This window comes from Pseudomonas putida (assembly GCF_016406145.1).
Lineage (GTDB): Bacteria > Pseudomonadota > Gammaproteobacteria > Pseudomonadales > Pseudomonadaceae > Aquipseudomonas > Aquipseudomonas putida_E.
Map to the genome: position 1 here is coordinate 2,399,759 of NZ_CP066306.1, position 12,803 is coordinate 2,412,561.

Here is a 12,803-nt window from a genome sequence, read left to right on the forward strand (position 1 = left end):
TAATCGCATTGATGAAGCGATATTCGCAGCATACGCGCTGTTTAGCACTGCTCAGCGGCACGATTCTCCCCACTCACGAGTGCAGCGAATGGACAAACCCCAGACTCACCCCCGCGACCTGATTGCCGGTTTACAAAAAGGCCTGGCGCTCATGCAGCTGTTCAACGCCGAGCAGCCACGCCTGACAGTGCCCCAGGCGGCCAGGCAAGCTGGCCTTACGCCCAGCGCAGCGCGCCGATTTCTGCTGACCCTGGTGCATGAAGGCTTCGCCGAAACCGACAACCGCCACTACTGGCTGACCCCCAAGGCCCTGCGTATCGGCCAGGCCTATGTGGACTCGGCGCAGTTGCCACGCATGCTGCGCCCGATCGTCGAGCAAGTGGCGCGCCAGACCCAGGAGCATGTCTCGGTGGGCACACGCGACGATGATGAAATCATCCACTTGGTGCGCAGCCGCTACAGCCACATCGCATCACTGTCGATACGGCCCGGCTCGCGGGTACCGATGTATTGCACTGCCGGGGGGCGGGTCTGGCTGGCGGCCCTGGACCAAGCGCAGCGCGATGACTACTTCGCCCGCAACCCGCTACACCCTCTGACGCCCTACACCCAGACCGACAGGGCGCTGCTGGACGCGACGTTGCAGCAGGTGAGCGAGCAGGGCTACTGCATCGTCGATCAGGAGTTCGAAGTCGGCATGCGCGTAGTCGGCGTGCCGTTACTGGACCGGGCGGGGCAGCTCAAGGCGACACTGACCATTACTACCCATGCATCGCGGCTGAGCATGGATGAGATACGGCTGCGTTACCTGCCACCGCTCTATGAGGCGCAGGCCTTGCTGAAACCGGTATTTGGCTGACCGGGGAGCGTGTGTTGAGCACGATCGGGGCCGCAGCGGATCAGGCCGTTTTCACTGCCAGCCCATCAGCCATACCTCGGGGTCGCGCAGTACCCGCCAGTCCAGCCACTGGCTGCGCTTGCTGTGTACCGCTTCCAGTTCCACACGCAGCACATGCCCCTCTTCATCCAGCTCCAGGTCGGTCACCAGAAAGTGCTTTTCGCGGTTCTCAGGGTGTCGCGCTGTCCATTTCGAGAGTTTCAATTTGCCAGGGTTGAAGCGGTTCATCATTGCTCCTTGGGCGAGAGTGCGGCCTGCATGCTGATCGTTATACAAACAGACAAGTAGCTGATGATACTTGCACGGGAAGCATTTGGTCGGTCGATCGCTGTGCGCAATGGAGTGCTCGCGTCATGGCTCGGCCGTTGGCCGAGAAGGGTATGCCGCCAAATAGCAAACGGCCGCCCTCAGGCGACCGTTTGTATAGGCTCAAGCGCAATGGTCAATCCTTGCTGACCGCGTCCTTGACATCAGCGACTACCTGCTGAGCTTCGCCTTTTTTCTCCTGCACCTTGCCTTTGACCTCCAGCTCCGTGTTGCCAGTGGCTTTGCCTACGGCTTGTTTGACCTTGCCGACGGCTTCGTTGGCCAAGCCTTTTACTTTGTCCGAAGTGCTGCTCATGGTCGTTCTCCTTCAACAGACATCAGTGAAACGTGGGTTGGGTGAAGCGTTCATACAGCGTTTGCGTTGCGACTCACACCGTGGCGACGCGGGTCTTGCGAGACGTCAGCGCGAAGCGGCCTACGCCAAAACTCAAGGCGGCACCGATCAGCAGGGTTACCAAGGTGCCCCAGGCGGCTTTCGATACGTTGCTGGCGGCTACCTGGGCGGCTTCGCGAGCCTGTTGCTCGGCCTGCTCTTTGAGCACTTTCACTTGCTCGGCGGCCTGTTGGTAGGCACGGGCGTAGTTATCGACCACCTGCTGGGCCTCCTGCTGGCTCTTGCCGGTGCGCGCAGCGACGATGTTGACCAAAGCTTGCTTGTCTGCCGCGCTCAGGGCAGGTTCACCGGCCTTGCGCACCCGCTCGAACCACTGCTTGAGCTGGTCGACGGCCTGGGTCGGGTCCTCGGCCGCGACGCGCCCTGCCGACTCTCCCTGAGCCTGGGCCTGATCGGCCTGCTGCTCCAGGGACGAAGGGGCCAGTTCAGCCTTGCCGGACTGCGCCAAGGTTTTGTCCAACTCCGCTTCCAGGTTGTCCCAGTCCAGCGAGATGCCATTCTTGTTCAGTTGCTCCTTGATGCCCTGGCTCACACTGGGTGCGGCGGCGGCGACACCGTCAGCTGCCAGCGACAGGCCTTTGCCAGCGATATTGCCGGCAGTGCCAACTACGGTGCCGGCCAACGAAGCCAGCAACCAGGTAGCCAGCAGAGTGGTCACCGTCCAGCTCAACAGGCCATGCAGGCCGCCGCGGGTGGGCGCGGTACGCCCGGCGACCCAGGCACCGGCTGCGACCGAGAGCAGGGTGCTGATGAACAGCCACACCCCAGCGCCGGTCCCAAAGCCCTGCAGCGGATTGCCGTCGGCCATCGGGTTCATGGCTCCGGCGCCAATGGCCGTGCCCAGTACGCTGAGTACCAGGTAGCTGGCCAGGGCGATGGCGCCGCCTGCAAACACGGCGCTCCACGATACCCGTAGCGGGCTGACAGCGTTGGTTGGGGTGGTCACGTACGATTCAGTCATCTATGCATCCTCGTGGGTAAGTTCCGGCAGCACCGGCAACACAGGCCAAGTGCAACGTCAGGGCCAGTTTGCAGGTCACATGCAAGGCTGTATTGGCGCATCCGCACCTGATCGATTAGTGCATTCGCACCAACCCTGGCTCGCCTGCAGCGTTTAAGCTCCAGGCCATGTAGACCTGCCGACTGGAGAACCTCTATGAGCGACGCCGTGCTTGCCCGCGAGACCAACCGCCGCCAGCTTCAGCAAATCATCGCCGGGCTGTCCGATGGTGTGATCCTGCTGGAGGTCGACCAATCCATCATCTGGGCCAACGAAGCGGCTTTGCGCATGCACGGGGTCGACAGCCTGGAGCAACTGGGCAGCAACGCTCAGGGTTATCGCGAACGCTTTGCCCTGCGCTACCGCAACAATCACCCCCTTGACGCCGAGCAGTACCCTATCGCCCGCGTGGCTGCGGGGGAGGTGTTCAGCGACGTGATGGTAGAGGTGCTGGCTGTTGGCGACGATGAAGCGCGCAGCCGCGTGCACCGCGTGCGCAGCATGGTGCTGGAAGACAGCAAGGGCGAGGCCGAATCGCTGGTGCTGATCCTGGCCGATGCCACCGAGTGGGCCAGCGCCGAGCAGCGTTTCGAAAAAACCTTCAATGCCAACCCGGCCCCTGCAGTCATCTGCAGGCTCAGCGACCTGCGCTTCATCAAGGTCAACCAGGGCTTTCTGGAAATGACCGGCCATATGCGGGAGAACGTCATTGGCCGTTCGGTATACGAAGTGGATGTGCTGGAAAACGCCGAACGCAAAGAATTGGCAATCGAACGTCTGATGGAAGGGGCGACCATCCCGCAGATGCAGGCTGAACTGCGCTTGCCCGATGGTGGCAGCAAACTGGTGATCGTTGCCGGGCAACCACTGGACATGCATGAAGAAGATTGCATGCTGTTTTCATTCACCGACCTGGAGCCCCGGCGAAAGGCGGAAAATGCCCTGCGCCAGAGTGAGGAGCGCTTTGCCAAGGCCTTTCGCCTGAGCCCTGTGCCCACCCTGTTGTGCAGCGCCGACAGGCAGCAGCTGATCGATGCCAATGAAGCCTTTCTGGACACCTTGGGTTACGCCGCCCAGGAGCTGATAGGCAAGACAGTGGCCGAAATCGACTTCATGGCTGATCGGCGTGTTGCTACCCAGGTGTTCGATGCGCTGGAAAAGACCGGGCGCATCGAAGGGCTGGACCTTAAGCTGCGAAAAAAAGGCAATGACCGGCTCGACTGTGTACTGCAGGCGGACACCGTCAGCTTGCAGGACACCCCGTGCTACCTGTTGGTACTGATGGACATTACCGAGCGCAAGCGTTCTGAGCTGGAGTTAGTCGAGGCGATAGAAACGGTGATGCAGGATGCGTCATGGTTCAGCCAGACCTTGATCGAGAAACTGGCCAATGCCAAGCGCATCAACACAGGGCGTTTACCAGATGCATCGTTTACCGACCTGACCCGCCGTGAGCGCGATGTGCTGGCGCTGATCTGTGAAGGCCTTGCCGACAAGGAAATCGCAACGCGGCTTAACCTGGCGCTCAATACCGTGCGCAACCATGTGGCAACGGTGTACTCCAAGCTCGATGTTCACAGCCGCAGTGAAGCCATTGTCTGGGCGCGCGAACGACGGCTGTTCACCCATTGATTCGCCTCGGTACAGTCTGCTCTCGCGCTTGCCGAGGCTGCTTGATGCCAAAGGGCTTCAGATGCCTCGAAGCCCTTGGACCGACCTTTTGCTTATCAGCGACGCAGCAGGCGGCTCACCACCAGGGTGAGCGCGGCGCCGATTGCCAGGGCGGTGATGGGCTTCTCTTTAACGAAGGTGGAGACGTTGTTCAGTGCGTCACCATAGGTTTTGGTCAGTTGGCCTGCGACCTGGCGGCCATCACCCTCTGCCTCCAGGGCCGGGTCCTCGAACAGCCGGCCCACTGCGCTCTGCGCCTTGCCAGCGACTTTCTGTGCAACACCTTCAACTTGTTCGCTTTTCATAGTGATCAAACCTTCCTAGTGAGTGGCAATGGGAACGCACAAGGTTAGGGAGCGGGGGGTGGGGATTAGTTCAAAGCGGTTTTGGCAAATGGGAACGATTCTTGCTGATTGCTAGCAATATCAGAAAAGGAGCTAGCAATGAACGAGTCCCTGGTCGCCCATTCCCGCGGTGGCGTGCTGTGCACCCCGCACCCCTTGGCAAGCGCGGCGGGCCTGGAGGTGCTCGATGGCGGGGGTAGCGCAATCGATGCAATGCTCACCGCCAGTGCCGTGCTGGCGGCGGTATACCCACACATGACGGGCCTGGGTGGCGATGCACTGTGGTTGCTCCATGACGATCAGGTACGCACCATCATCGGGATCGGCCAGGCCGGGATGCGCTTGCCCGCAGCAGGCGCGATCAGCCTGCGCGGGCCTGGCTCCGTCGGGACCACGGCCGGGGCCATGGCCAGTTGGGCGCAGGCCAAGGCAATCAGCGAGCAGTGGGGGTCGCGGCTGGGCTGGGCCGACCTGCTGACTGGCGCCGCAGGGTTGGCCCGCGACGGGGTTGAGGTATCGCCCTCGCAACTGTTCTGGCAAGGGCAGCGCGCCAGCCTGATCAAGACACTGTCCAGCCTGCAGCCATTGTGTACGCCCCAAGGTGGCCGTCTGCGCCAACCCGCGCTGGCCAACAGCCTGGAGCACCTGGCGCGGCGTGGCCCAGGCGACTTTTATCACGGGGAACTGGCAGAAGCCTTTGGTGTAGCGTTCGACGCGCTGGGTTGCGGCCTGACCGTCGAAGACTTGCGCGCCACCCGGGCCTGCCTGGCGGCGCCGATCTCCGTACGCTATCGCAACGGCCGACTGTACAACGTCGCGCCACCCACCCAAGGCCTGTACACGCTGCGCGCCATGGCTGCCCTGCAGGCTGTGAACCTGGGCGAAAACGGCACGCCGCGCTACTACCACCTGCTGGTCGAAGCCATCAAGCAGGGCCTGCTGCAGCGCAACGCTCAACTGCATGACCCGCTCGCCAGCGGCTGGGACTTCGAGCACGCGCTTGCTCAGCCTGCCGCGACCCTTGACGAGCAGCGGGCGACGCCCTGGGGAGAGCCCGGGCAACCTGCCGACACTGTGTGGATGGCCGCCACCGACCGCGCCGGGCGCAGCGCCTGCCTGATCCAAAGCCTGTTCCATGACTTCGGCTCCGGTTGCATCCTGGGCGATACCGGCATCCTCTGGCACAACCGCGCGGCAGGTTTCAGCCCCCAGCCGGGGCACCGCAATGCCTGGGCGCCCGGCAAGCGGCCGGCGCACACGCTCAACCCTTCGGCCTACCTGGCCGATGATGGGCGCCGCTGGTTCTTCGGCACCCAAGGGGGTGATGGCCAACCCCAGACGCAGATGGTGCTTGCCACCCAGTTGATCGACTACCAGCAGCCTGCCGAGGTGGCGTTGCGTGCACCGCGGTTTCTGCTTGGGCGCAGCTTCTTCGACAGCACCGACAACCTCAAACTGGAGGCCGATATCGGCGAATCGGTGGTGCAGGGGCTGGCTGACCGGGGCCATCAGGTCGAGACCACGCCTGCGCTAAGCCCGTTGATGGGCCTGGCCGGTGTGATCGCCATCGGCCCTGACGGCCAGCGCACTGCTGCCTACGACCCGCGCAGCCAGGGCAGCGCCCTTGGCCAGCAGGACTGAACCGCGCCGATTGCCGCAATGCCTGGCCCGGCGGATAATGCCGGCCCAATGCGTTTGAGGGTTTCGAGGTCTCGATGAAAGGCAAGACGGTCAGCAGCAAGCAACAAGAAGTCCAGCGCATCGCCGAGATGCTCGCCAAGGCCATTGCCCAGCATCGTCTACGCCCCGGCGTGCGGCTGGTCGAGGCGCACATCGTCGAAACCCTGCAGGCCAACCGCAACCACGTGCAGGCTGCGTTGCAACGCCTGGCCATGCAGCGCATCGTCGACATCGAGCCCAACCGCGGTGCCACCGTGGCCCAGCCCAGTGCCCGCGAAGCACGGGAAATCTTCGCCGCACGCCGCGCCGTGGAGCGGGCGATCGTCGAGGCCATCACCCCGACCCATGTCGCCGAGCATCAGGTGCGCATCGAACAGCACATGCACAACGAGCGCGCAGCCACTGCCAGCACCGATCGCCGCGCCATCGTCCGCGAACTCAGCGAGTTTCACCTGTTGCTGGGGGAGGTGAGCGGTAACCAGGTGCTGGCCGATATCCTCGGCAACCTGATGGTGCGCAGCTCGCTGATCGTCGCCCTTTACCAGCGTGGTGACAGCCCGCCCTGTGCCTCGGACGAGCACCAGGCGATCATCGATGCGTTGCGCGCCGGCAATACCCAGGCGGCCGTGGACGAAATGATCGCGCACCTGGACGAGCTCGAGGGCCAGTTGGCCCTCGAGGATGTAGCTGCGCCTGAGGTCAACCTGCGTCAGGCACTGTCAGGGCTGTGAGCTGTGCCGGGAACAGCTCGGCGGGTGGCCGGCTGAAGGTCTGCCGGCCATGTTTGAAACCCATCAGCGGCGCGGCGATACGGCCGATCACCTCGGCGGGCGAGGGCGCGTCGAACACCACGAAGTCGGCGCGGCAACCTGGCTCCAGGCCATAGTCGGCAAGGCGCAGCAGGCGCGCCGACTGCCGTGAGATCCAGCCCAGGCACAGCAGCAGTTCCTGCGGCGTGCCCAATTGGGCGACGTTGGCGTACAGGTTGGCCTGACGCACCAGGGAGGCATCGCCGTAGGGCGTGAAGGGGTTACCGATGTTGTTGCTCGACAACGAACAGGTCACCCCGCACTGATGCAACTGCGCCAGCGGTGCAAGCCCCCGGGGCTTGTCATGGAAGCGGTCACGGCCGGTGAGGAACAGGTCGGTGGCTGGCAGGCAGGTGACCTGCACGCCGGCTTCTGCCAGCGCGTGGCCCATGCGTAGCAGTTCGGCCTGCGGCAGTGCCGAGAGCTTGGTCACATGGCCGACGGTGACCCGGCCCTGCCAGCCATGCTGGTGGGTGCAGCGGATCACCTCGCCCAGGGTCATGCCGGCGACCTGCAGGTCGAAGTCCAGGTGCAGGTCCAGGTCGCGATCGTAGGCCACCGCCAGTTCGAACAGCCGGCGGATCTGTGCAGGCGGGTCGGCGTCGGTGTAAGGGCAGCCGCCCAGCACTTCGGCGCCTTCGTCCAGGGCCTGGCACAACAGCGCTTCGGTCCCGGGGTTGTCGAGCATGCCTTCCTGCGGGAACACGCAGATCTCCAGGGTCACGGCCCAGGCGTAATCAGCCTGCAGCCTGCGGATGGCGCGCAGGCCGGTCAGGCCGATGCCGGGGTCGATCTCGACATGGGTACGCATGTGCGTGGTGCCTTGCACGATGGCTTGCTCCAGCACCGCCGCGCCGCGCGCGTACACATCGGCCTCGGTGAAATCGGCTTTGGCCAGGCGGGTCTGGGCGATGGCTTCGGCCAGCGTGCCTTCGCGCAGCTGGCAGCGCGAAAGGATGCAGGCCTTGTCCAGGTGGATATGGGTTTCGATCAGGCCCGGCAACACCAGCCGGCCGCCGAGGTCGAGTTTGGGCGCCGGCCGGCTCAGCCGGGCCACGAACCGGCCGTCTTCGATCAGCAGGCGGCTCTGTGCCGGGCCGTCGCCCAGGCGCACATTGATCAGTTCCAGGTGGCTCATGCGGCGGCTCCTGCGCCCAGGTAGGCGGCTTCCAGTTGCGGGTCGCCGCGCAGTTGCTCGGCGCTGCCCTGTTTGACGATGCGGCCTGTTTCCAGCACGTAGGCACGGTCGGCCACCTGCAGTGCCAGGTTGGCCATCTGATCGACCAGCAGTAACGTCACGCCTTCGTCGCGCAGGGCGGCGAGGGCGTCGTACAGCTCGCCGATCATCGCCGGGGAAAGGCCCAGGGACGGTTCGTCGAGCAGCAGGATGCGTGGCTTGGCCATCAGCCCGCGGCCGATCGCGACCATCTGCTGCTCACCGCCCGAGAGCAGCCCGGCCGGGCTGTCGATACGCTCGCGCAGGCGGGGGAAGCGTTTGAGGATCGCGGCAATCTCGGCGTCCGCATCGACGGCATCCTGGCGCACGTTGGCCCCCAGCAGCAGGTTCTCGCGCACGCTCAACTGGCCGAACAGCTGCCGGCCTTCAGGGACCAGGGCCAGGCCAAGGCGGGCGATCTGGCTGGCATCCAGGCTTTCGATGCTGCGGTTGTCCAGCACGATGCTGCCGCCACGCGGCCGGTGCAGGCCGGCAAGGGCCTGCAGGATGCTCGATTTGCCGGCGCCATTGGCGCCCAGAATGGCGATCAGCTCGCCTGGGTTGACCACCAGGTCGACACCTTCGACCACTGGCGCCGCGCCATAGTCGATGCACAGGTCGCGCACGTGCAGCACGGCATCACGCGAGCCTGCCCAAGCCTGCGCGCGCGGCTGGGCCTGGTACTCGGTGCCACCCAGGTACGCGGCAATCACCCGCGGGTCAGCGCGCACCTGTTCAGGTGTGCCCCAGGCGATCGGTTTGCCGGCGTCGAGCACCAGTAGCCTTTGCGACACTGCCATCACCAGCGGCATGTCGTGCTCGACAAGGATGATCGCCAGGTTGAAGGCGGCCAGGCGTTGCAGCAGCGTGACCAGGCGGTCGGTGTCCTGCCGGCCGAGGCCGGCGGCAGGCTCGTCGAGCAGCAGCACCTGAGGCCGGCTGGCCAGGGCCCGGGCGATCTCGACCAGGCGGCGGTCGACGTGGGGCAGGTCATCGGCGGCGACGTGCAGGTTGCCGCGGTAGCCGACCAGCGCCAGCAACTCAATGGCCATGGCCTTGCGTGTGGCTTGCTGGCATGGCCAGGGCCGTTCGATGGCCCCTTGCTGGAAGGCCAGCAGCAGGTTTTCGAGCACGCTCAGCTCACCGAACAGCTGGGTGGTCTGGTACGTACGGGCGATACCGGCGCGGGCGATGCGCCAGGCCGGTTGCCCGGCCAGCTCCCCGCCCAGCTGGATCGAGCCGGTGTCGGTGCGGTAGAAACCACTGATCAGGTTGAGCACCGTGGATTTGCCCGCACCATTGGGCCCGATCAGGCTGGTGATGCTGCCAGGCACAGCCTGCAGGCTGACCTGCTGCGCGGCCTGAACACCGCCAAAACGGATGCCGATGCCCTCGACCTTCAGCCCATGCTGCGCACCACCGGCGAAGAACGCCCGCAGCGCCGCCGTGTCGGGCTGTGCCGTGACCGGCTCGTGTCGCGGCCGCCAGAAGCGCTTGGCCAGGCTGCCCAGCACACCGCGTGGTGCAGCCCACAGTACCGCCAGCAGCAAAACCGAAAATGCCAGCAAGCGGTACTCGGCAAAGTCGGCCAGCAATTCGGGCAGCAGCACGATCACCAGTGCACCGAGCACTGGCCCGAACAGCATGCCGGCGCCACCGACGATCACCGCCAGAACGAACAGGATCGACTGCGAGAACGGGAACGCCGCCGGGTTGATGAACATCAGCACCGGCGCCACCAGCGCACCGGCCGCCCCCGCCAGGCCGGCCGACAGGGCAAAGGCCAGGGTCCGCGTCTGCACCGGGTTGACCCCCAGTGAACGCGCGGCGATCTCCGAAGCCTTCACTGCACGCATTGCCAGGCCCCAGCCGCTGCGTTGCAGGCTCCAGTAGAAGACCAGCGCAGCCAGCATCAGCAGCACCGAAGCCAGTGCCAGCAGTAGTGCCGGGTCCAGCGTGCCGAGTTCAGGCAGCGGGATGCCCATCAGGCCATTGGCCCCTCCGGTGACACTGCGCCACTCGATCAGGCCGTTGTGCACCACCAGCGCAAAGGCAATGGTGATCATCGCCAGGTACGGGCCGCTGACCCGCAGCGCCGGGATCGCCAGCAAGCCACCCAGCACTGCGCAGCCAAGGCCGGCCAGGGGCAGGGCGCCCGAAAGCGGCAGGCCGGCCAGCGTCAGCAATGCCGACAGGTAGGCGCCGATGGCATAGAAGGCGATGTGGCCGAAGGACATCTGCCCGGACAAACCGATCAGGATGTTCAGGCCCACGCCGACAGTGACCGCCAGCGCGTACAAGGTCAGGATCAATAGCCAGTAGCTGTCCAGGCCCAGTGCCAGGCCAATGCTGGCGACCCCGAACAGGGCCAGGCCGAGGGGGGCGAGTCGCTCGCGCATGGTCATACCTTTACCCAGAGTTTGCGGCCGAACAGGCCGTCAGGACGTGCCGCGAGCACCACGATCACCAGTGCAAAGCACAGCAATTGCGTGAACGCAGAGCCGAAATACAGCGTGACCACCGCCTCGAGCAGGCCAAACAGCAGGCCTGCGGCAAACACCCCACCGGCACTGGCGATGCCGCCCAGGATGGCCACGGCAAAAGCCTTCAGACCGAACAGCGTGCCCATGTCCGCGTGCACGCTGTACAGCGGTGCGATCAGCAGGCCCGCCAGTGCCGCGAACACGGTCGACAGGGCAAAGGCCGCCGCCACCACGCGGTTCACTTCGATGCCCATCAACCGCGCTGCCCGTGGGTTCTGCACGCAGGCCTCCAGGCGCAAGCCCAATTGCGTGCGTCTGCGCACCCAGTAAAGCGTGGCCGCAACTGCCGCACCGGCCAGGGGGATGGCCAGTTGCACGGCATTCAGGCTGCTGTCGCCCAGGTCCAGACGCAGGCTGGTCAGGGCACTGCCGAACTGCCGCGGCTCCTTGCCGAAGGTGAACATCGCCAGGTTGTCCAGCAGCAGCCCGCCCGCCACCGTCGCCATCAGCCAGGCGTCCGAGCCACGGGCATGGAACGGCCGCACCAGAAAGCGCTCGATGGCCAGGCCCAGCACCGCACACAGCACCAGGGTAGTGGGCAGTGCCAGCCACAATGGCCAGCCCCAGGTCACTGCCAGGCTGTAGCCAAGCACGGCGCCGACCATCATCGCGCTGCCTTGGGCAAAGTTGACCGTGCGCGACACGGCATAGGTGAGGTGAAAGCCCAAAGCCAGCAGCGCATACATGCTGCCCAGGCCCAGGCCGCTGACCAGTGCGGTGGTGATCATGTCGAGGGCCTCCGCTCAGGGCGTCACAGGCACGATGGTGTCGCCATCGAAGCGGCTGAAAATATAGTCGTCAGGGCCCAGGGCATCGTGGCGGTCAACGCTGAACGGCTGCTGGTAGTGTTTGATCAGCCCGTCGTAGTCGCTGATGGCATAGAAGCCGTCACGCACCTTCGTGCCTTGGGTGTCCTGGGCCTTGTCGATCGCCAGGCCCACCAGGTGCATGGCGTCGTAGGCGTTGGCGATGCCCACGGCCGGGGTCACGTCGGCCAGGGTCTTGACCTGCGGGTAGCGCTGCTTGAGTGCGGCCAGCAAGGCATCGCCGCGGGCGCTGTTGTGGGCGCTGAAGACAAAGGTCTGGATGAAGTGCACGCGCCCGGCGTCTGGCCCGGCCAGCTCGCCAAAGCGACCGCCAGCCGGCCCCCAGTGCGACACCACCGGCACGTTCCAGCCCATCTGCTGGAGCGACTTGACCACCTGCGCCGACGGGCCGACGTTGCCGACCAGCAGCAGGGTGTCGACACCTGCGCTTTTCAGACGGGTGAGTTGCGGCACCATGTCCAGGTCACTGTCTTCAAAGCGCTCGGCCGGCGCCTGGGCCATGTCGCGGCGGGCCAGGGCCGCGTTGAGCCCTGCCAGGTTCGACTCGCCCCAAGGGTTGTTGGCCAGGATCAAACCCGGTTGTTTCATGCCCTGGCGCAGGCCATAGGCGACCAGCGCTTCATCCACCTGTTCATCCACCGCCGACACGCGGAACACGTAGTTGTCCTTCGCGCCGTTCTCGGTGATTTTGGTGCCTGCCGCCCAGATGCCCATGAACGGCGTTTTCAGTTGGTTGGCCAACGGCACGATGGCCAGCGACACCGGGGTGTCGAGGCCGCCGAACAGCACGCTGACCTTCTCCCGCTGGATCAGCTCGCGTGCCGCCAGCATGCCCTTGGCCGGGTTGCTTTCGTCATCGCGGCGCACCAGCTCCACCGGGCGGCCCAGCAGCCCGCCTTTGGCATTGATTTCGTCGATGGCCAGGGTAAGGCCCCGGGTAAGGGCCTCGCCGGACTTGGCCGACTGCCCCGACAACGCGGCCACCAGGCCCATCTTGATTGGCTCGGCGGCCTGTACCCAGCCTGTGCAGCAGGCCAGGGAAAAGGCTGCGCAGGGCAGCCAGCGACGTAGCAAGGAACGGCTGAACATGGTTC

Annotated in this window: 12 protein-coding genes; 4 read left to right on the forward strand and 8 right to left on the reverse strand. The window is 65.0% G+C overall.

The annotated features are described in order from the left end of the window. Nucleotides 1-88 precede the first annotated feature (88 nt). The gene (locus JET17_RS10980; protein ID WP_012314043.1) at nt 89-859 is read left to right on the forward strand and encodes an IclR family transcriptional regulator domain-containing protein; all 771 of its coding nucleotides are present in this window, start codon (nt 89-91) and stop codon (nt 857-859) included. A 51-nt stretch (nt 860-910) separates the two neighbouring features. Here JET17_RS10980 and JET17_RS10985 read toward each other — a convergent pair whose 3' ends face one another. From JET17_RS10985 to JET17_RS10995, 3 genes are all read right to left on the reverse strand, one after another. Then, a complete protein-coding gene (locus JET17_RS10985; RefSeq protein WP_012314044.1) occupies nt 911-1,126 on the reverse strand; it encodes a TIGR02450 family Trp-rich protein in 216 nt (71 codons plus the stop codon). A gap of 214 nt (nt 1,127-1,340) precedes the next feature. Continuing rightward, nucleotides 1,341-1,520 (reverse strand): CsbD family protein, encoded by a 180-nt coding sequence (locus JET17_RS10990; RefSeq protein ID WP_012314045.1) that lies wholly within the window; start codon nt 1,518-1,520, stop codon nt 1,341-1,343. A 73-nt stretch (nt 1,521-1,593) separates the two neighbouring features. After that, entirely contained in the window at nt 1,594-2,580 is a 987-nt protein-coding gene (locus tag JET17_RS10995; RefSeq protein ID WP_012314046.1) for a hypothetical protein, read from the reverse strand. A gap of 195 nt (nt 2,581-2,775) precedes the next feature. Here JET17_RS10995 and JET17_RS11000 point away from each other — a divergent pair, with 195 nt between their 5' ends. Continuing rightward, nucleotides 2,776-4,251, forward strand: a complete 1,476-nt coding sequence (locus tag JET17_RS11000) for a PAS domain S-box protein (RefSeq protein WP_012314047.1) — start codon at nt 2,776-2,778, stop codon at nt 4,249-4,251. A 95-nt stretch (nt 4,252-4,346) separates the two neighbouring features. Here JET17_RS11000 and JET17_RS11005 read toward each other — a convergent pair whose 3' ends face one another. Beyond that, nucleotides 4,347-4,595, reverse strand: coding sequence for a CsbD family protein (locus tag JET17_RS11005; protein WP_012314048.1), 249 nt, complete (start codon nt 4,593-4,595; stop codon nt 4,347-4,349). A 138-nt stretch (nt 4,596-4,733) separates the two neighbouring features. Here JET17_RS11005 and JET17_RS11010 point away from each other — a divergent pair, with 138 nt between their 5' ends. Continuing rightward, nucleotides 4,734-6,275, forward strand: coding sequence for a gamma-glutamyltransferase family protein (locus JET17_RS11010; protein WP_012314049.1), 1,542 nt, complete (start codon nt 4,734-4,736; stop codon nt 6,273-6,275). A gap of 74 nt (nt 6,276-6,349) precedes the next feature. Continuing rightward, nucleotides 6,350-7,045, forward strand: a complete 696-nt coding sequence (locus tag JET17_RS11015; RefSeq protein ID WP_012314050.1) for a GntR family transcriptional regulator — start codon at nt 6,350-6,352, stop codon at nt 7,043-7,045. Here the strand turns inward: JET17_RS11015 and JET17_RS11020 are convergent. Genes JET17_RS11020 through JET17_RS11035 form a run of 4 tightly spaced genes read right to left on the reverse strand, consistent with a single transcriptional unit; the run spans nt 7,014 to nt 12,798 of the window. Beyond that, nucleotides 7,014-8,261, reverse strand: coding sequence for an amidohydrolase family protein (locus JET17_RS11020; RefSeq protein ID WP_012314051.1), 1,248 nt, complete (start codon nt 8,259-8,261; stop codon nt 7,014-7,016). The two genes, JET17_RS11015 and JET17_RS11020, sit on opposite strands and share 32 nt — an antisense overlap. Then, nucleotides 8,258-10,744, reverse strand: coding sequence for an ATP-binding cassette domain-containing protein (locus JET17_RS11025; protein WP_012314052.1), 2,487 nt, complete (start codon nt 10,742-10,744; stop codon nt 8,258-8,260). Before JET17_RS11025 ends, JET17_RS11020 begins: the two co-directional genes overlap by 4 nt. Then, nucleotides 10,741-11,610 (reverse strand): branched-chain amino acid ABC transporter permease, encoded by an 870-nt coding sequence (locus tag JET17_RS11030; protein ID WP_012314053.1) that lies wholly within the window; start codon nt 11,608-11,610, stop codon nt 10,741-10,743. Before JET17_RS11030 ends, JET17_RS11025 begins: the two co-directional genes overlap by 4 nt. 15 nt (nt 11,611-11,625) lie before the next feature. After that, the gene (locus JET17_RS11035; protein WP_012314054.1) at nt 11,626-12,798 is read right to left on the reverse strand and encodes an ABC transporter substrate-binding protein; all 1,173 of its coding nucleotides are present in this window, start codon (nt 12,796-12,798) and stop codon (nt 11,626-11,628) included. Nucleotides 12,799-12,803: the final 5 nt, after the last annotated feature.